16 protein-coding genes are annotated in these 18,421 nt (G+C 63.4%); 9 read left to right on the top strand and 7 right to left on the bottom strand.

Features of this window, described 5'->3' with window-relative positions; all coding sequences use genetic code 11:
* Positions 1–29 precede the first annotated feature (29 nt).
* Genes glcE through proC form a run of 4 tightly spaced genes read left to right on the top strand, consistent with a single transcriptional unit; the run spans position 30 to position 3,921 of the window.
* Complete coding sequence (gene glcE, locus NCR93_RS02245; protein WP_008351489.1) at positions 30–1,118, top strand: glycolate oxidase subunit GlcE; 1,089 nt, start codon at positions 30–32, stop codon at positions 1,116–1,118.
* Positions 1,119–1,126: 8 nt separating this feature from the next.
* Positions 1,127–2,353 (top strand): glycolate oxidase subunit GlcF, encoded by a 1,227-nt coding sequence (glcF, locus tag NCR93_RS02240; protein WP_008351491.1) that lies wholly within the window; start codon positions 1,127–1,129, stop codon positions 2,351–2,353.
* 45 nt (positions 2,354–2,398) lie between these two features.
* Positions 2,399–3,094, top strand: a complete 696-nt coding sequence (locus tag NCR93_RS02235) for a YggS family pyridoxal phosphate-dependent enzyme (RefSeq protein ID WP_034470643.1) — start codon at positions 2,399–2,401, stop codon at positions 3,092–3,094.
* 14 nt (positions 3,095–3,108) lie between these two features.
* Positions 3,109–3,921, top strand: a complete 813-nt coding sequence (proC, locus tag NCR93_RS02230) for a pyrroline-5-carboxylate reductase (RefSeq protein WP_250532156.1) — start codon at positions 3,109–3,111, stop codon at positions 3,919–3,921.
* A 13-nt stretch (positions 3,922–3,934) separates the two neighbouring features.
* Here proC and NCR93_RS02225 read toward each other — a convergent pair whose 3' ends face one another.
* The 7 genes from NCR93_RS02225 to recG form a co-directional block, all read right to left on the bottom strand.
* Complete coding sequence (locus tag NCR93_RS02225) at positions 3,935–5,179, bottom strand: methyltransferase domain-containing protein (protein WP_008351496.1); 1,245 nt, start codon at positions 5,177–5,179, stop codon at positions 3,935–3,937.
* 320 nt (positions 5,180–5,499) lie between these two features.
* Positions 5,500–6,360 carry a 4-hydroxybenzoate octaprenyltransferase gene (gene ubiA / locus NCR93_RS02220; RefSeq protein WP_250532155.1) on the bottom strand — a complete coding sequence of 287 codons (861 nt, stop codon included), beginning with the start codon at positions 6,358–6,360 and terminating at the stop codon, positions 5,500–5,502.
* Between the two features lie 103 nt (positions 6,361–6,463).
* The gene (locus tag NCR93_RS02215) at positions 6,464–6,952 is read right to left on the bottom strand and encodes a Dps family protein (protein WP_008351500.1); all 489 of its coding nucleotides are present in this window, start codon (positions 6,950–6,952) and stop codon (positions 6,464–6,466) included.
* Positions 6,953–7,078: 126 nt separating this feature from the next.
* Positions 7,079–7,231, bottom strand: coding sequence for a hypothetical protein (locus tag NCR93_RS02210; protein ID WP_160172877.1), 153 nt, complete (start codon positions 7,229–7,231; stop codon positions 7,079–7,081).
* A gap of 34 nt (positions 7,232–7,265) precedes the next feature.
* The gene (locus tag NCR93_RS02205) at positions 7,266–8,738 is read right to left on the bottom strand and encodes a catalase (RefSeq protein ID WP_250532154.1); all 1,473 of its coding nucleotides are present in this window, start codon (positions 8,736–8,738) and stop codon (positions 7,266–7,268) included.
* 322 nt (positions 8,739–9,060) lie between these two features.
* Positions 9,061–10,020 carry a hydrogen peroxide-inducible genes activator gene (locus tag NCR93_RS02200; protein ID WP_008351503.1) on the bottom strand — a complete coding sequence of 320 codons (960 nt, stop codon included), beginning with the start codon at positions 10,018–10,020 and terminating at the stop codon, positions 9,061–9,063.
* 130 nt (positions 10,021–10,150) lie between these two features.
* Positions 10,151–12,337 carry an ATP-dependent DNA helicase RecG gene (gene recG / locus NCR93_RS02195; protein ID WP_034470637.1) on the bottom strand — a complete coding sequence of 729 codons (2,187 nt, stop codon included), beginning with the start codon at positions 12,335–12,337 and terminating at the stop codon, positions 10,151–10,153.
* An 81-nt stretch (positions 12,338–12,418) separates the two neighbouring features.
* Here recG and queA point away from each other — a divergent pair, with 81 nt between their 5' ends.
* From queA to secF, 5 genes are all read left to right on the top strand, one after another.
* Complete coding sequence (gene queA / locus NCR93_RS02190; protein WP_250532153.1) at positions 12,419–13,453, top strand: tRNA preQ1(34) S-adenosylmethionine ribosyltransferase-isomerase QueA; 1,035 nt, start codon at positions 12,419–12,421, stop codon at positions 13,451–13,453.
* Positions 13,454–13,500: 47 nt separating this feature from the next.
* Positions 13,501–14,661 (top strand): tRNA guanosine(34) transglycosylase Tgt, encoded by a 1,161-nt coding sequence (gene tgt, locus NCR93_RS02185; RefSeq protein WP_034470631.1) that lies wholly within the window; start codon positions 13,501–13,503, stop codon positions 14,659–14,661.
* A 183-nt stretch (positions 14,662–14,844) separates the two neighbouring features.
* Positions 14,845–15,171 (top strand): preprotein translocase subunit YajC, encoded by a 327-nt coding sequence (gene yajC, locus NCR93_RS02180; RefSeq protein ID WP_008351510.1) that lies wholly within the window; start codon positions 14,845–14,847, stop codon positions 15,169–15,171.
* A 126-nt stretch (positions 15,172–15,297) separates the two neighbouring features.
* A complete protein-coding gene (gene secD, locus NCR93_RS02175; protein WP_008351512.1) occupies positions 15,298–17,364 on the top strand; it encodes a protein translocase subunit SecD in 2,067 nt (688 codons plus the stop codon).
* 26 nt (positions 17,365–17,390) lie between these two features.
* Positions 17,391–18,341, top strand: coding sequence for a protein translocase subunit SecF (gene secF, locus NCR93_RS02170; protein WP_008351514.1), 951 nt, complete (start codon positions 17,391–17,393; stop codon positions 18,339–18,341).
* Positions 18,342–18,421 lie beyond the last annotated feature (80 nt).

Genomic DNA, 18,421 nt, shown 5'->3' with positions numbered 1-18,421 from the left:
GAAAACCAGAATTCGAGAGCGGAACACCCATGGAACAGGACGACGTCGTCGCCGGCTGGTCGGAGAGGATCGCCCGGGCCACAGAAACCGGCACGCTGCTGCGTATTCGCGGCGGCGGCACGAAGGACTGGTACGGTCAAACGCTCCAGGGAGAGATCCTCGACACGCGGGCGTATCGCGGCATCATCGCGTACGATCCGGCGGAGCTCGTCATCACCGCTCGAAGCGGCACGCCGCTCGCCGAAATCGAAGCCGCGCTGCGTGAGCACAATCAGATGCTGCCGTTCGAGCCGCCGCATTTCGGGCGCAACGCGACGCTCGGCGGCTGCATCGCCGCGGGGCTTGCGGGCCCGCGACGCGCATGGACCGGCGCGCCGCGCGACTTCGTGCTCGGCGCGGTCGTCATGAACGGCCACGGACAAGTGCTGCACTTCGGCGGGCAAGTCGTGAAGAATGTCGCGGGCTATGACGTGTCGCGCCTGCTCGCCGGATCGCTCGGCACGCTTGGCCTGATTCTCGAACTGTCGATCAAGGTGCTGCCGCGCCCCGTCGCCGAAGCCACGCTGAAATTCGACATGCACGCGACAGACGGCGTGCGCAAGCTCAACGAATGGGGCGGGCATCCGCTGCCGATCTGCGGCAGCGCGTGGCGCGACGGCACGCTCGCGCTGCGTCTCGCGGGCGCCGAAGCCGCCGTGAAAACCGCGCGCAACACGCTCGGCGGCGAGGTCGTCGATGCGGTCGAAGCCGACCGATTCTGGATCGGCATGCGCGAACAGACCGATCCGTTCTTCGCTGTCATCGAACCGCGTTCGGCGCTGTGGCGGCTCGCTTTGCCGTCGATCGCCGAGCCGCTGCATCTGCCGGGCGCGCAACTGATGGAATGGGGCGGCGCGCAACGCTGGTGGATCACCGACACCGATCCGCAAACCGTGCGCATCAGCGCGAAACAGGCGGGCGGCCACGCGACGATCTTCCGCGCCGGCTCCGCCTACGATCGCAATGCAGGCGTTTTCACGCCGCTGCCCGCGCCGCTCATGAAAATTCACCGTGGATTGAAAGTTGCGTTCGATCCGGCGCGCATCTTCAATCGCGCGCGTTTGTATCCAGACTTCTAGGCGCATCGATGCAAACCAATCTCGCCGATTTCATCCGCGGCACGGCCGATGGCGACGAAGCCGACGCCATTCTGCGCAAGTGCGTGCACTGCGGCTTCTGCACGGCGACCTGCCCGACGTATCAGTTGCTCGGCGACGAGCTCGACGGGCCGCGCGGGCGCATCTATCTGATGAAGCAGATGTTCGAAGGCGCGCCCGTCACGCGCAGCACGCAACTGCATCTGGACCGCTGCCTCACCTGCCGCAATTGCGAAAGCACGTGTCCGTCCGGCGTGCAATACGGCAAGCTCGTCGAGATCGGGCGCAAGGTCGTCGAAGAAAAGGTCGAGCGGCCGATGCGTCAGCGTCTGCAACGGCGTCTGCTCGCAAGCTTCCTGCCGAACAGCACGCTCTTCACGCCCGCGATGAAGCTCGGTCAGCAGTTCCGCGGCATTCTTCCGCGAAAGCTGCGCGCGAAGATTCCGCTGCCCGAGCGCCCGCTCGCCGCGCCGACCAACAAGCACGAACGCAAGATGCTGATGCTCGCCGGATGCGTCCAGCCGGCGATGATGCCCAACGTCAACACCGCGACGGCGCGCGTGTTCGACGCGCTCGGCATCGAGATCGTCACGGCGCCGGGCGCGGGCTGCTGCGGCGCGATCCGCCTGCATCTCGGCTACAACGACGACGCGCTCGACGACGTGCGCAACAACATCGACGCATGGTGGCCGTATGTCGAAAACGGCGTCGAGGCGATCGTGATGAACGCGTCGGGCTGCGGCGCGACCGTCAAGGAATACGCGCATCTGCTGCGCAACGATCCGGCGTACTCGGCGAAGGCGCAAAAGATCGTCGATCTCACGCGCGATCTCGCCGAAATCCTGCCGATGTACGAAGAAGAGCTGGTCGCGCTCGCGCGGCGGCGCGGCGTGCATACGGTCGCATTTCATCCGCCGTGCACGCTGCAGCACGGGCAGCAGATTCGCGGACGCGTCGAGCATCTGCTGACCGCGCTCGGCCTCGAAGTGCGCCTGCCTGCGGACAGCCATCTGTGCTGCGGATCGGCGGGCACGTATTCGGTCTTGCAGCCGAAGCTCTCGTACACGCTGCGCAATCAGAAGCTCGACCGGCTGGAAAAGCTGGAACCGCAGATGATCGTGTCGGCGAATGTCGGCTGCATCGCGCATCTGCAAAGCGGCACGTCGACGCCCGTCACGCACTGGATTCAACTGCTGGAACATCTGCTGTACGGTTGAGGCCGCTTCGTATAATGAGCGGCTCGACCGTCCCGAGCCTCAAGCATGTCCATCGCCCAACATCTCGAAGAAGTCCGGCAACGCATCGCGAAGGCGGCGCACGAAGCGTCGCGCGATGCGGATTCCGTCAAGCTGCTCGCCGTGTCCAAGACCTTTCCCGCCGACGACGTGCGCGCCGCCTTCGAAGCCGGCCAGCGCGCGTTCGGCGAGAACTACGTGCAGGAAGGCATCGCGAAGATCGCCGAGCTCGCGGATCTGCGCGGCGAAATCGAATGGCATTTCATCGGGCCGCTGCAATCGAACAAGACGAAGGTCGTCGCCGAGCAGTTCGACTGGGTGCATTCCATCGATCGCCTGAAGATCGCCGAACGTCTTTCCGCACAACGTCCGCCAAGCGCGCCCGCGCTCAACGTATGCGTGCAGGTGAACGTGAGCGGCGAGGCATCGAAGAGCGGCGTCGAACCGGATGAGGCCGCCGCGCTCGCGCATGCGGTCGCCGCCCTGCCGGGCTTGCGTCTGCGCGGCCTGATGGCGATTCCCGAACCCGCCGAAACACTCGACGCGCAACGCGAACCGCACGCGCGCCTGCGCGAACTGATGAACGCGCTGCGCGCCGACGGCCTCGATCTCGACACGCTGTCGATGGGCATGTCCGCCGATCTCGAAGCGGCCGTGCTCGAAGGCGCGACGATGGTCCGCATCGGCACCGCGATTTTCGGCGCGCGCAATTACACCAACTGACTTCGTCATCAACCATGAAAATTGCATTCATCGGCGGCGGCAACATGGCCGCGGCGCTCATCGGCGGTCTCATCAAGCGCGGCACGGCGCCCGCTGACATCTATGCCATCGACATCAACGACGAAGCGCGCGCGCGCACGGCGAAGCAGTTCGGCATCGCGACGGGCGCGGCTGTCGACGAAGCGCTCGCCGGCTACGACGCGATCGTGCTCGCGGTGAAGCCGCAAGTGCTCAAGAGCGTGGCCGAAGCGCTCGCGCCGCATCTGTCGAAGCAGACGATCATCAGCATCGCGGCCGGCATTCGCGCGACGGATCTTTCGCGCTGGCTGAACGGCTACGCGCAGATCGTGCGCACGATGCCGAACACGCCCGCGCTGATCGGCATGGGCGTGACGGGGCTCGCCGCGCTGCCTGGCGTCGCCGATGCGGCGAAGGCGCTCGCGTCGCGAGTGCTGGAAGCGGTCGGCACGGCCGTCTGGTTCGACGACGAAGCGAAGCTCGACGCCGTCACCGCGATCTCCGGCAGCGGCCCGGCCTACGTGTTCTATTTCATCGAAGCGATGCAGGAAGCCGCGCGCCAGCTCGGTATGGATGAGGAGCAAGGGCGCGCGCTCGCGGTCGCGACCTTCACCGGCGCGGCGCAACTGGCCGCGCAATCGGGCGAGCCGGCGAGCGTGCTGCGCGAGCGCGTGACGTCGAAGGGCGGCACGACGGCGGCGGCGCTCGCATCGTTCGAGGCGCAAGGCGTGAAGGATGCGATCGTGCGCGGCGCGCTCGCGGCAGAAGCGCGGGCGAGAGAGATGGGGGATGAGTTGGGCGGGGCTTGAGGGCGCCGCGCTCTCAAAGTTTCTGCACGACGAATTCTATGCCGCATTCCGAGAATGCGGTGCGCGTCTGATCGTAGCGCTCCATGCCGTGCAGGAAACTGTGATCCAGAAGCTCGACCTTCTTGATGCTGACTTCGCGCTCGAAACTGCGCAGCAAATCCACAACGTTGATCGAAACGGGCGACCAGCTTTCCCGCTTGTATAGGGTGAACGTGTGCTTGTGGTCGCCGTTGAACGTCGACGGCCACATGCCCTGCTCGTAGAGATCCTCGTCCGGCACGGTGATGACGAGATGGCCGCCCGGCTTGAGCACGCGCAACCAGTGGCGCATCGCGACACGCGGGTCGATCATGTGTTCGAGGCAGTGCCCGGAATAGACGAAATCGAAGCTGTCGTCCTGAACGTTCTCGAGATATTGCGCGTCGCCCTGCTCCCACTCGTAGACCGTCACCCTGTCGATACGCGGAAACAACGATCGATACAGCGCGATGCTGTCATTGCCGCCGCCGATATCGAGCCCATTGCCCACGAGCCAGCGATTGCTGAAACGAGCGTCGAGCAAGCGGCGGTTGAGCGAGATGCAGGTCGTGCCGGGAACGCCTAGGGTGAGCGCGAACGGCTGCGTCTGGTCGCCGGGCATCACCCATTTTTTCAGCGCGTATTCGCCCCATGCGCGCGGCCACAGGACCGCGTAGCCCGTATCCTCGGAATGCCAGTGCAGCGTGTGCGAGGAGTCGAACGACGCAAGCAATTCGAGAAACGCCGCTTCCTGATCGAAGCCGTTTTCGGCCCAATCCGGAAGCGTCCCGCAGCTTGTCTGAAACTCGCGCCGGTAGATGCGTACATCGTCCAGCACGATAAGCGCGTCACTGGCCCGCCCGCGCATGAGTTCAAGTTCCGCGAGCAACGGCAGGCGCTCGGTCGGAGAGTGTTCCTGACTCATGTAACTCTTGCCGCCATGGTCCGCGCCCGGATAGTGTGCGTCGAGAAACACGAGGCAGCGCTGTTCGGCGAGCACGCCGGTCACCGAATCGGAGCGCAGGAAGGTGAGACTGTCCGCGTTCACCACATTGAGCCGCTCGCTTTGCTCCGCTTCGGCGAAGAGCGGTTCGAAGATTTCGCAGGACAGCGCTTTCGCGAAACCCGCGCCCAAGGCGGCACGGCACGAGTCGCCTCGTCCATAGCCGGTCTCGATGAGATGCGTGACTCCGTTTCGGGATGCGAGTCCGGCTAGATCGAAGCGAGCGAGAAAACCCATGACTGACACATTGGAAGTAAAGCAAACGAACGAATGCAGCCGCGCGGAAATACCCCGCGGCGTTCGGTTGGCTTGTCGAAGGAAGGCCGGCGCATTCGCAATCGAATTGCCGGGCGGTGTATAACGCGTCTTTCAGACGCGCCCAAAGGATTAGCTAGTTGCCTAACTTGGCGAACTTATCAAAAGATAAGACCGCGAGACTTCAATGTGAACAAATTTGTCGTTCTCAGACCATTTCGCAGGCCGGAATAAAACAGCGGGCGGCGCGATGTCGCAACGTGCGTTGCACACGTTGCGGCACCCGATCCACGCGAACGGGATCAGTTCGACAGTGCATACTGCAACGCAATCCCCGCAAACAACATCCCGCCGAGCCAGTTGTTATGCCTGAACGCGGCGAAGCACGCCATGCGCTCACGATTGCGGATCAGCCCATAGTGATAAACCGCGCAGCCCGCCGCTGCGAGCCAGCCGAGCCAGTAGGGCCAGCGGAAGCCCAGCGCGACGCCGATGCCCACGTAAATCGCGAGCGTTATCGCGTAGCAGAGCATGACGGCAAGCACGTCGTATCGCCCGAAGGTGAGCGCGGACGTGCGAATGCCGATCTTGATGTCGTCGTCGCGATCGACCATCGCGTATTCGGTGTCGTACGCGACCGACCAAAACACGTTCGCCGCGAGCATGATCCACGCGAGCATCGGCACCTGGTTCTGCACGGCGGCGAAGGCCATCGGAATGCCGAAGCCGAACGCGATGCCGAGATACGCCTGCGGGATCGCGAAGAAACGCTTGGTGAACGGATACGAACCCGCCACGAACAGCGCGAACACCGACAGTTCCTTCGTGAGCGTGTTGAGCGGCAGGATCAGCAGGAACGCGACGAGCGAGAGCGCCGCCGCGAGCGCCACGGCTTCCCACGCCTTGATCTTGCCCGATGTGATCGGCCGCTCCGCCGTGCGCTTCACGTAGCGGTCGAAATCGCGATCCGCGTAGTCGTTTATCGCGCAGCCCGCCGAGCGCATCAATATCGTGCCGACGATGAAAATGACGAGCAGCATCGGCGACGGACGGCCGCTCGACGCGATCCACAACGCATTGAGCGTCGGCCACAAGAGCAGCAGGCTGCCGATAGGCTTGTCGAGGCGCACGAGGCGCATGTAGAGCGGAAAACGGGCGAACATGGCGGACCTGGGAGCGAAAATTCACGACGAGCTATTTTAGATCAGCCCGAAAAGCAAAAACCCCGCGTGAAAGCGGGGTTTCGTCATGTCGAGGCCGAGCGCTTCAGGCCAGCATCGCGCGCAGCATCCACGCGGTCTTCTCGTGCGTCTGCATGCGTTGCGTGAGCAGGTCGGCGGTCGGCTCGTCGTTCGCGGCTTCCGTCGCCGGGAAGATCTCGCGCGCGGTGCGGACGACGGCTTCCTGGCCTTCCACGAGTTGGCGGATCATGTCTTCGGCGGCCGGCACGCCGTCCGCTTCCGGAATCGACGACAGCTTCGCGAAGTCCTTGTAGCTGCCCGGCGCGTGCACGCCCAGTGCGCGAATGCGTTCGGCGATCGAATCGACGGCGAGCGCCAGTTCGTTGTACTGGGTCTCGAACATCAGATGCAGCGTGTTGAACATCGGACCCGTGACGTTCCAGTGAAAGTTGTGGGTCTTCAGATACAGCGTGTACGTGTCGGCCAGCAGGCGGGACAGCCCGTCGGCGATCTTCTTGCGGTCTTTGTCGCTGATGCCGATATTGACGGCGGGTGCAATGCCTTTCTTCGCCATGATGACTCCGAGAGAGAGTTGATTCGAAAGGTGCGAACGCCGCGCGCAAGAGCTTGCCGCGCGGCGTTTCGAGCGTTCGACAGTTTATCGTATAAACGGGGAACGATTCATTGCACGGCGACGCTATCACGCGCCCGCGACACCGCCCGCGACGATCAGCCCGTATCCCGCCGCGACGATCCCGAACGCGATCGCGACGCGCACGCCGCGCGATGCCCGAACGCTCGTTGCGTCGATCTGCTCGACGGCCTGTGCGATGTGATGCAACGCCTGAGACATGATGTGTTCTCCCGTGTTTCCGAAAGCGCCGCCGTCAGACGGCTGCGGTGTCCTGCTCTTCGATCGTCTGCCCGAGCGTCGCGAGCGCATCGATCACGCCTTGCGCATACGCCGGATCGATACGGCGGAAATGCCCGATCTGCCGCGCGACGATCTCGTTCGGCACGCCATGAATGTGCCGCGCGATGTTGCCGAAGAAGCGTTCGCGCTGGGCTTCGTCGAAGAGTCTGAAAAGCGCTGCCGGCTGGCTGTAGTAATCGTCGTCCTCGCGATGGTCGTAGCGATGCACCATCCCGCCCGCTTGCGGCGGCTCGTTTGCGTTCACGTCCTGCGCGAATTCGCCGTAACGGTTCGGCTCGTAGTTCACGCGGCCGCCGAGGTTGCCGTCGGTCCGCATCGCGCCATCGCGATGAAACGTGTTCGCGACCGAGGTACGCGGCGCATTCACCGGAATCTGATGATGGTTGACGCCGAGCCGATAGCGCTGCGTGTCCCCATAGGAGAAAAGACGCCCCTGCAACAGCCGGTCCGGCGAGAAGCCAATGCCCGGCACCACGTTCGCCGGCGTGAAGGCGGCCTGCTCGACGTCCGCGAAGTAGTTCTGCGCATTGCGATTCAGCTCGATCACGCCGACGTCGATCAGCGGATAGTCCTTGTGCGACCACACTTTCGTGATGTCGAAGGGATTCACCTTCGACTTCGCAGCCTCGTCTTCCGTCATCACCTGAATGCGGAAATTCCAGCGCGGGAAATTGCCTTTGTCGATGTTGTCGACGAGATCGCGCTGCGCGCTCTCGCGATCGGCGGCGATCGCGGCGGCGGCTTCGGCGTCGGTATAGTTCTCGAGCGGCTGCTGCGACTTGAAATGGAACTTCACATAGAAGCGCTCACCGTCGGCATTGATGAACGAGAACGTGTGCGATCCGAAGCCGTGCATTTGACGGTAGTTCTTCGGGATGCCGCGGTCGCTCATGAGAATCGTCACCTGATGCAGCGATTCCGGATGACGCGACCAGAAGTCCCACGCCGCGACATTGCTGCGCATATTCGTGTACGGATCGCGCTTTTGCGTGTGGATGAAGTCGGGAAACTTCAGCGGATCGCGGATGAAAAACACCGGCGTGTTGTTGCCGACGACGTCCCAGTTGCCCTCTTCCGTGTAGAACTTGATCGAGAAGCCGCGCACGTCGCGTTCGGCGTCCGCGGCGCCGCGCTCGCCCGCGACTGTGGAAAAGCGCATGAAGATCGGCGTTTCCTTGCCGATGTCGGCGAACAGCTTCGCCTTCGTGTAGCGCGAGATATCGTGGGTGACGCGGAACGTGCCGAAAGCGCCCGAGCCCTTCGCGTGCACGCGGCGCTCGGGAATCACTTCGCGGTCGAAGTGCGCGAGCTTTTCGACGAGCCAGAAGTCTTGCAGCGTGACCGGGCCGCGCGGACCTGCGGTCTGCGAGTTCTGGTTGTCGCCGACGGGTGCGCCTGCTGCGGTCGTGAGTCGTTGAGTCGTCATCGTGATGCTCCTGTTTTGGTTCGGCGTGAGATGAATGCGGATCGGCCGCGCGTCATGCGGCGCTTGCGAAATCGGCGAGGATCGAGACCGCCATCTGGCGAAGGTCACTCCAGCGGTCGAAGAAGGTCGCGGCGGTCATGAAATCCTCTCTGTGTCGTCATGTGAGAAGGATCGTAACTCAAGCTATCGGTTTTTATAATTCGATTAAATTTATATATGCGATAGATCAAGCGAAGTGCCGGTTTCGCTTGCGCGCGCTACCGCAAAAAAGAAAACGCCGCGCTCCGTTGCCAGAGCGCGGCGTTTCGTGGGGACAGCCGAGTCAGTTCACGGCGACCGGCATATCGAGCTTTTTCACGCCCGGCAGATCGCAATTGGCGATTGCGTCGCAGATGGCGTCGATCGCGGGCATGCGCGTGAAGCTCTTGCGCCACGCGAGCACGACGCGCCGGTCCGGCACGGGTTCGTCGAACGGTACGTAGCTGAGCAGACCCGAATCGATGCCCGCCGCGTGCGGCTTCACCTCGCTCACCGACATGCGCGGCAACACGGTAATGCCGACGCCGCTCGCGACCATATGGCGGATCGTTTCCAGCGACGAGCCTTCGAACGTCTTCTGGATGCCGTCCGCGTTCTGCGAGAAGCGCATCAGTTCCGGGCACACGCCGAGGACGTGATCGCGGAAGCAATGGCCGCTGCCGAGCAGCAGCATGGTTTCCTGCTTGAGATCGTCCGGATCGATCTTCGCACGGTTCTCCCACGCGTGCCCCGACGGCATCGCGACGACGAACGGCTCGTCGTAGAGCGCGCGCACCATCAGGCCGGTTTCAGGGAACGGCAGCGCCATGATCGCGACATCGATTTCGCCTTGCTTCAGAAGCTCGATCAGTTTGAGCGTGTAGTTCTCCTGGAGCATGAGCGGCATCTGCGGAACGGACTTGATCATCTGCTTGACGAGCGTCGGCAGAAGGTACGGTCCGATCGTATAGATCACGCCCAGACGCAGCGGTCCGACGAGCGGATCCTTGCCCTGCTTGGCGATTTCCTTGATTGCGAGCGTCTGTTCGAGCACGCGCTGCGCCTGCGTCACGATCTGCTCGCCGATCGGCGTTACGCTGACTTCGCTCGTGCCGCGCTCGAAGATCTGCACGTTCAGTTCGTCTTCGAGCTTCTTGATTGCCACCGACAAGGTCGGCTGGCTGACGAAGCACGCCTCGGCCGCGCGGCCGAAATGCCGTTCACGCGCGACCGCGACGATGTACTTCAATTCGGTGAGGGTCATTGGAGGCCAATGAAATACATTGATTCGATAGGTTTGAGTTATACACCCGCCGGCTGCCGTTCGACAACTTTTGCCGATTCGCCGGTCCGCGCAGGTTAAATAGGGACCGACATGGCCCGCGCGAGTTCAGTCAAGCCTTCAAATAGTGCTCCCGCGCGCCGAGCCAGCGCGCCAGATGGCGCGTGACGGCGTCGGGAAACTGCGCAAGCATCTGATCGGCGGCGGCGCGCGCCGGTTCGATCAGCCAGCCGTCGTTTTCAAGACTCGCGAATCGCAGCATCGCTTCGCCCGATTGCCGCGCGCCGAGAAACTCGCCGGGACCGCGAATTTCCAGGTCGCGCCGGGCGATCTCGAAGCCATCGGTCGTTTCGCGCATCGTTTGCAGCCGCGCACGCGCCGTCTGCGACAACGGATTCGAGTACATCAGCACGCAGATGGACGCCGCGCTGCCCCGCCCCACGCGTCCGCGCAACTGATGCAACTGCGCGAGGCCGAAGCGCTCGGCATGCTCGATCACCATCAGCGATGCGTTCGGCACGTCCACGCCGACTTCGATCACCGTCGTCGCGACGAGCAATTGCACTTCGTTGCGCGAGAACGCGTCCATCACGGCGGCTTTTTCGGCGGGTGCGAGCCGGCCATGAACCAGCCCGACGCGCAGTTCCGGCAGCGCGGCGACGAGCGTCTCGTAAGTTTCAACGGCCGTCTGAAGCTGAAGTGTCTCGCTTTCTTCGATCAGCGGACAGACCCAATACACTTGCCTTCCGGTCAGCGCCGCCTCGCGCACGCGGCCGATGATCTCGTCGCGCCGTCCGTCGGACACTACTTTGGTGAGAATCGGCGTGCGGCCGGGCGGCAGTTCGTCGATGGTCGAGACATCGAGATCGGCGTAGTACGTCATGGCGAGCGTGCGCGGGATCGGCGTCGCGGACATCATCAGTTGATGCGGCTGGAAATCGGCTTTTCCGTCAGCCGCGTTCAGCGCCTTCGCGCGCAACGCGAGCCGCTGCGCGACGCCGAAGCGATGCTGCTCGTCGACGATCACGAGCCCGAGCCGCGCGAATTCGACCGCGTCCTGAATGATCGCGTGCGTGCCGATGACGAGTTTCGCCGTGCCGAGCGCCGCTGCTTCGAGCGCGGAACGCTTGTCCTTCGCCTTGAGACTGCCCGCGAGCCACGCGACCGTGACCCCGAGCGGCTCTAGCCAGCCGCGCAGCTTGCGCGCGTGCTGCTCCGCGAGAATTTCGGTCGGCGCCATGAGCGCGGCCTGATAACCCGCGTCGATGGCCTGCGCCGCCGCGAGTGCCGCGACGATCGTCTTGCCGCTGCCGACATCGCCCTGAAGCAGACGCTGCATCGGATGCGCGAGCGTCAGTTCGCCCGCGATTTCCGCGACCACGCGCTGCTGCGCGCCAGTCAGCGCGAACGGCAGCGCGCGCAACAGACGCACGACGAGCGACGCGTCGTCGTCCGGCGCACGGCGCGGCATCGCGGGCGCGGCGCGCGTGCGGCGCTCTTCGTGCGCGCGCTTGAGCGACAACTGCTGCGCGAGCAGTTCCTCGAACTTGATGCGCGTCCACGCCGGATGCGTGCCGTCGATCAGCGCGGTTTCGTCGGAATCGGCGCGCGGATGATGGAGCGTCTTCACGGCGTCGAGCAGACCGGGCACGTTGAGCGGCTGCAAATGCGCCTTCGCGATCGGCGCCGGCAGCAGTTCGGGCAGATCGACGCGCGTGATCGCGTTGTCGATCGCCTTGCGCAAATACGCCTGCGAAATTCCCGCCGTCGACGGATAAACCGGCGTCAGCGCTTGCGGCAGCGGCGTGTCGTCATCGACGGGACGTACCGCCGGATGCACCATCTCCAGCCCGAAAAAGCCGCCGCGCACATCGCCGCGTACGCGCAGACGCACGCCGATCGCCATTTGCTTGACCTGCGAGCCGTAGAAGTTGAGAAAGCGCAGCGTGAGTTCGTCGCCGGAATCGTCGTGGATTTTCACGAGCAACTGACGGCGCGGCCGATACGCGATCTCGTTGTCGAAAACGACGCCTTCGGTCTGCGCGATGTCGCCCGGAATCAGCTCGCCGATGGGCGTGATCTGCGTTTCGTCCTCATAGCGCATTGGCAGATGAAGGACGAGATCGATGTCGGATTTCAGGCCGAGCTTGGCGAGCTTGTCCGCCGTCTTGACGACGGTTTTCGGCTTTTCGTCCGCTTTCGCCTTCTTTTTCGCCGGCGCGGCGGCACGCGGCGCGTCCCTTTCCTCCAGGGTCAGCGGATCGGTCGTGGCGGCGGCGCGGCGGTCGGACAAGGGCATTGACTCTCTTCGCAAGTACAATATGAGGTTTGTTCGGCGCGATTGCACTTCGTTCGCGCCCGTTCGCGCTACGTTCAAGCCATGTTCACGCTTTCCGATTTCGATTTTAATCTGCCGCCCGAGCTGATCGCGCAGATCGCGCTCGCCGAGCGCAGCGCGAGCCGTCTGCTCGAGGTGTCCGATGGCGCGCTCGTCGACCGCCGATTCTCCGAGCTGCCGAACCTGCTCGCACCCGGCGATCTGCTGGTGTTCAACGATACCAAAGTCCTGAAGGCGCGCTTTCCAGGCCAGAAGGCCAGCGGCGGGCGCGTCGAGGTGCTGGTCGAGCGGCTGACCGGCGCGACCACGGCGCTCGCGCAGATCCGCGCGAGCAAGAGCCCGGCCGAAGGCACGACGATCCGCCTCGCGGATGCGTTCGACGTGACCGTCGGCGAACGCGTCGAGCCGTTCTACACGCTGCACTTCCCTGCCGAATGCCTGACGCTCATCGAGCAATACGGGCGCTTGCCGCTGCCGCCGTACATCGAGCACGACGCCGACGCCTACGACGAAACGCGCTATCAGACCGTTTATGCGGCAAATCCGGGCGCGGTCGCCGCGCCGACCGCCGGCCTGCACTTCGACGACGCGCTGTTCGCCGAACTCGAAAAACGCGGCGTCGAGCGCGCGACGCTGACGCTGCACGTCGGCGCGGGCACGTTCCAGCCGGTGCGCGTCGAGAACATCGCGGAGCACAAGATGCATAGCGAGTGGTACGACCTGCCGCAATCGCTCGTCGATCGCATCGCGGCGGTGAAGGCGCGCGGCAACAAGGTGATCGCGGTCGGCACGACGTCGATGCGCGCGCTCGAAGCCGCCGCGCGCGACGCCGCGCAAGCGAACCGCCCGCTCTCGGCGACGCAGGCCGAAACCGATATCTTCATCACGCCGGGCTACGCGTTTCGCGTCGTCGACCGGCTCGTGACGAATTTCCATCTGCCGAAGTCGACGCTGCTGATGCTCGTCTCCGCGTTCGCCGGCATGGATACGATTCGCGATGCATATCGTCACGCAATCGAGCAAAAGTACCGATTCTTCAGCTACGGCGACGCAATGCTTCTGACTCGCCGCGACTAGTTTTCTCAACCGATGCGCTGGACTGTTTTCCAGTGGCAGGAACTCAAATGACCGCAACCCACACTCCGCCCGACAACGGGCTCAAGTTCGAACTGCTGACGACCGATGGCCAGGCGCGCCGTGGCCGTCTGACGCTCAATCACGGCGTCGTCGAAACGCCGATCTTCATGCCGGTCGGCACTTACGGCACCGTCAAGGCAATCCAGCCGCGCGAACTCGAAGAGATCCGCGCGCAGATCATCCTCGGCAACACATTCCATTTGTGGCTGCGTCCCGGTCTCGAAGTGATCGGCGCGCACGGCGGCCTGCACAAGTTCATGGGATGGAACCGGCCGATCTTGACTGACTCCGGCGGCTTCCAGGTGTTTTCGCTCGGCGATCTGCGCAAGATCACCGAAGATGGCGTCACGTTCGCGTCGCCGATCAATGGCGACAAACTCTTCCTGTCGCCGGAAGTATCGATGCAGATTCAGAAGGTGCTGAACTCCGACATCGTCATGCAGTTCGACGAATGCACGCCCTACTCGACCAACGGCATTCCCACCTCGCACAAGGACGCCGCCGATTCCATGCGCATGTCGATGCGCTGGGCGAAGCGCTCCATCGACGAGTTCAACCGGCTAGGCAATCCGAACGCGCTCTTCGGCATCGTGCAGGGCGGCATGTTCGAAGACCTGCGCGACGAATCGCTCGCGGGCCTCTCGGACATCGGTTTCCACGGCCTCGCGATCGGCGGGCTGTCGGTCGGCGAGCCGAAGGAAGACATGATGCGCGTGCTGAATCACATCGGCCCGAAGCTGCCCGCCGACAAGCCGCATTACCTGATGGGCGTCGGCACGCCGGAGGATCTCGTCGCGGGCGTCGCGGCGGGCGTCGACATGTTCGACTGCGTGATGCCCACGCGCAACGCGCGCAACGGCTGGCTCTTCACGCGTTTCGGCGATCTGAAGATCAAGAACGCGACGCACAAGAACTCGATGAAGCCGCTCGACGAATCCTGCGGCTGCTACACGTGCCGGAACTTCACGCGCGGCTATCTGCATCATCTGCATCGCGTCGGCGAGATTCTCGGCGCGCAATTGAACACGATTCACAACCTGCACTATTACCTGCAACTCATTGGCGAAGTGCGCGAATCGATCGAAAATCATACGTTCGAGGCGTTTCGCAAGACGTTCGCGGAGAATCGCGCGCGCGGCGTGGATTGAAAACGCGCGGCTTCGTTGCGCCAAGCTTTACAATCTGCTTTCTACTGCTTGCGATAAGGCCCGCGAATCGTCCGTAACGGCTTGATGGCAAAGCGCATTCGGGCATTTTCGGGCAGGTGCGGGTGGTAGAATGCCGGGCTGACTTCCAGTCAATTATTTCGATGTAACAACGGAGAGACCAACGTGTCGTTCATTTCCAATGCCTTTGCACAAGGCGCAACCGGTGGCGCGGAATCGAGCCTGATGAGCTTCCTGCCGCTGATCCTGATGTTCGCGGTGCTGTACTTCATCATGATCCGTCCGCAGATGAAGCGTCAGAAGGAGCATCGCAACATGCTCGCCGCCATGGCCAAGGGCGACGAAGTGGTGACGAATGGCGGCATCGTCGGCAAGATCACGAAGGTGACGGACGCCTACGTCGGCGTGGAAATCGCCGAAGGCACGGAAATCACCATCCAGAAGGCGGCAGTGACGACCATTCTCCCGAAGGGCACGATCAAGTCGCTGTAAGGCCACTCGTTCCACCGCGTCCGGCGCGGCCTCGCTCACCGAGCCATCCGGGTCTTCAGACCGGCTCGTCGCGCATATCGCCGGACGCCCTCTCCTCCGAAGCCAACTTTCCGGTCGGCCATTCCCATGAATCGTTATCCCCTCTGGAAGTATGTCGTGATGCTGGTGGCGCTCGTCATCGGCCTCGTGTACACGCTCCCCAACTTCTTCGGCGAAGCGCCCGCAGTTCAGGTGTCGAGCGGCAAGGCGACGGTCAAGCTCGACTCGACCACGCTTTCGAACGTCGAAGCCGCGCTCGCCGCGAGCAACATCAAGGCCGACGAAGTCACCTTCGACAATTCGCAGCTGAACGCGAACATCCGCGTGCGTCTGAAAGACACGGACACGCAGCTGCATGTGAAGGATCTGCTTTCGAAGGCGCTGAACACCGATCCGAGCGATCCGCAGTACATCGTCGCGCTGAATCTGCAGAGCGCCTCGCCGCGCTGGCTGACGGCCCTGCACGCACTGCCGATGTACCTCGGTCTCGATCTGCGCGGCGGCGTGCACTTCCTGCTGCAGGTCGACATGGCCGGCGCGCTCAACAAGAAGCTCGACTCCGACGCCGCCGATGCGCGCACCTATCTGCGCGACCGCAATATCCGCGATGGCGGCGTGAACCGGGTCGGGCAATCGGTCGTCGTGAGTTTCTCGGATCAGGCGGGCGCGGACAACGCGCGCACGCTGCTCCAGACGGGCGTGTCCGAACTGCAATGGACGACGCGCCAGGGCGGTGATGGCTTTCAGGTCGTCGGCACGTTCTCGCCCGCCGCGCAGAAAGTCGTCGAGGACAGCGCGCTCAAGCAGAACATCACCACGCTGCATAACCGCGTGAACGAACTCGGCGTCGCGGAGCCGGTGATCCAGCAGCAAGGCTCCGACCGCATCGTGGTCGAGCTGCCGGGCGTGCAGGACACAGCGAAGGCGAAGGACATCATCGGCCGCACGGCGACGCTCGAAGCGCGTCTCGCGGATCCGGTCAACACCTATATCGGCCCGAACGACGCGGTGCCGCCCGGCGACGAAGCGTTCAAGCAGGGCGATCGCATCGTGCTGCTGCGCAAGCAGGTGATCTTCACCGGCGACCGCATCATCGACGCGTCCGCGGGCTTCGACGACCATCAACGACCTTCGGTCAATATCCGTCTGGATTCTGCGGGCGGACGCGCGGTGTCGTCCGTGTCGCGCGACAACATCGGCAAGCCGATGGCGATGGTGCTGTTCGAAAAGGGCAAGGGCGAAGTGCTGACGGTCGCGACCATTCAGTCCGAACTCGGCGACCGCTTCTCGATCACCGGCCAGCCGACGCCGCAAGCCGCAACCGATCTCGCGCTGCTCCTGCGCGCGGGTTCGCTCGCCGCGCCGATGGACATCATCGAGGAACGCACGGTCGGCCCGAGCCTCGGCGCGGACAACATCAAGAAGGGCTTCGATTCGGTCACGTACGGTTTCGCCGCGATCGCCGTCTTCATGATCGCGTACTACCTGCTCTTCGGCGTGTTCTCCATGCTGGCGCTGTCGGTGAACCTGCTGCTGCTCGTCGCCGTGCTGTCGTTGCTTCAGGCGACGCTGACCTTGCCGGGTATCGCGGCTATCGCGCTCGCGCTCGGTATGGCGATCGACGCGAACGTGCTGATCAACGAACGTATCCGCGAGGAACTGCGTAACGGCGCGCCGCCGCAGACCGCGATTCAGGAAGGCTTCAAGCACGCGTGGGCGACGATTCTCGACTCGAACGTCACGACACTGATCGCCGGCCTCGCGCTGCTCGCGTTCGGTTCGGGTCCGGTGCGCGGCTTCGCGGTGGTGCACTGTATCGGCATTCTGACGTCGATGTTCTCGGCGGTGTTCTTCTCGCGCGGCCTCGTGAACCTGTGGTACGGCGGCAAGAAGAAGCTGAAGTCGCTCGCGATCGGTCAGGTGTGGCGTCCGGAAGGCACGAATGCCGAAGCGGCCGCGGCGGCTTATCTCGCGGCGCAACGCGGCGATGAATCGCCCGTCGACGAAATCGTGAAAACGGCCAAGGGCAAGACGAAGACCGCAGTGGCCGCGCCGCGCCAGACCGAACAAGCGCCGGCGCGCACGGGCAAGCCGACGGTGCGCCGTCGTTCGGGCCCCGGCATCGATCAACAGAAACCGGGCGAGTCCCGCTGAATCCGCTGAGTCCGGAGCAATAGACAATGGAATTCTTCCGCATTCGCCGCGATTTGCCGTTCATGGAGCGCGCGTTGATTTTCAACGTGATTTCGCTCGTGACGTTCCTCGTGGCCGTATTTTTCCTCGTGCATCGCGGGCTGCATCTGTCGGTGGAATTCACCGGCGGCACGGTCGTCGAGGTGCAGTATCCGCAAGCCGCGCAACTCGAACCGGTGCGCGCGTCGATGTCGAAGCTCGGCTATCCCGACGCGCAGGTGCAGAACTTCGGCACATCGCAGGACGTGTTGATCCGTCTGCCGCTCAAGCAGGGTTTGACGTCCGCGCAGCAGAGCGATCAGGTGATGACCGCGCTCAAGGCCGACAACGCTGCCGTGAAGCTGCAGCGCGTCGAGTTCGTCGGTCCGCAGGTCGGCAAGGAACTCGTGACGAACGGCCTGCTCGCGCTCGCGTGCGTGGTCATCGGCATCGTGATTTACCTGTCGTTCCGCTTCGAGTGGAAGTACGCGGTCGCGGGCATCATCGCGAACCTGCACGACGTGGTCATCATTCTCGGCTTCTTCGCCTATTTCCAGTGGGAGTTCTCGCTGTCCGTTCTGGCGGCGATTCTCGCGGTGCTCGGCTATTCGGTGAACGAGTCGGTGGTTATCTTCGACCGGATCCGCGAAACGTTCCGCAAGCAACGCAAGATGAGCGTGAAGGAAGTGATCGACCACGCGATCACGAGCACGATGTCGCGAACCATCATCACCCACGGCTGTACGGAAATGATGGTGCTGTCGATGTTCTTCTTCGGCGGCCCGACGCTGCATTACTTCGCGCTGGCGCTGACCGTCGGTATTCTGTTCGGCATTTACTCGTCGGTGTTCGTCGCGGCGGCGCTCGCGATGTGGTTCGGCGTGAAGCGCGAGGATCTCGTGAAGGACAAGAAAGACAAGTACGATCCGAACGATCCGAATGCGGGTGCGCAGGTTTGAGCGTTGCGGCGCACTGAAAGCTGAAACCAAAACGGGCCAGTCATCGTGACTGGCCCGTTTGCTTTTCCGGCTCCTGAATT

Origin of the sequence: Caballeronia sp. ATUFL_F1_KS39, from assembly GCF_023630985.1 — a bacterium.
In the GTDB taxonomy this organism is placed as follows: Bacteria; Pseudomonadota; Gammaproteobacteria; order Burkholderiales; family Burkholderiaceae; genus Caballeronia; species Caballeronia zhejiangensis.
Note: the sequence above shows the minus strand (reverse complement) of the source record. Positions and strands in the feature narration are given on the sequence as shown.

Excerpts from the sequence above, each read along its gene's own strand:
- glcE (WP_008351489.1), top strand. The coding sequence starts at position 30 with ATGGAACAGGACGACGTCGTCGCCGGCTGGTCGGAGAGGATCGCCCGG.
- glcF (WP_008351491.1), top strand. The coding sequence starts at position 1,127 with ATGCAAACCAATCTCGCCGATTTCATCCGCGGCACGGCCGATGGCGAC.
- NCR93_RS02235 (WP_034470643.1), top strand. The coding sequence starts at position 2,399 with ATGTCCATCGCCCAACATCTCGAAGAAGTCCGGCAACGCATCGCGAAG.
- proC (WP_250532156.1), top strand. The coding sequence starts at position 3,109 with ATGAAAATTGCATTCATCGGCGGCGGCAACATGGCCGCGGCGCTCATC.
- NCR93_RS02225 (WP_008351496.1), bottom strand. The coding sequence starts at position 5,179 with ATGGGTTTTCTCGCTCGCTTCGATCTAGCCGGACTCGCATCCCGAAAC.
- ubiA (WP_250532155.1), bottom strand. The coding sequence starts at position 6,360 with ATGTTCGCCCGTTTTCCGCTCTACATGCGCCTCGTGCGCCTCGACAAG.
- NCR93_RS02215 (WP_008351500.1), bottom strand. The coding sequence starts at position 6,952 with ATGGCGAAGAAAGGCATTGCACCCGCCGTCAATATCGGCATCAGCGAC.
- NCR93_RS02210 (WP_160172877.1), bottom strand. The coding sequence starts at position 7,231 with ATGTCTCAGGCGTTGCATCACATCGCACAGGCCGTCGAGCAGATCGAC.
- NCR93_RS02205 (WP_250532154.1), bottom strand. The coding sequence starts at position 8,738 with ATGACGACTCAACGACTCACGACCGCAGCAGGCGCACCCGTCGGCGAC.
- NCR93_RS02200 (WP_008351503.1), bottom strand. The coding sequence starts at position 10,020 with ATGACCCTCACCGAATTGAAGTACATCGTCGCGGTCGCGCGTGAACGG.
- recG (WP_034470637.1), bottom strand. The coding sequence starts at position 12,337 with ATGCCCTTGTCCGACCGCCGCGCCGCCGCCACGACCGATCCGCTGACC.
- queA (WP_250532153.1), top strand. The coding sequence starts at position 12,419 with ATGTTCACGCTTTCCGATTTCGATTTTAATCTGCCGCCCGAGCTGATC.
- tgt (WP_034470631.1), top strand. The coding sequence starts at position 13,501 with ATGACCGCAACCCACACTCCGCCCGACAACGGGCTCAAGTTCGAACTG.
- secD (WP_008351512.1), top strand. The coding sequence starts at position 15,298 with ATGAATCGTTATCCCCTCTGGAAGTATGTCGTGATGCTGGTGGCGCTC.
- secF (WP_008351514.1), top strand. The coding sequence starts at position 17,391 with ATGGAATTCTTCCGCATTCGCCGCGATTTGCCGTTCATGGAGCGCGCG.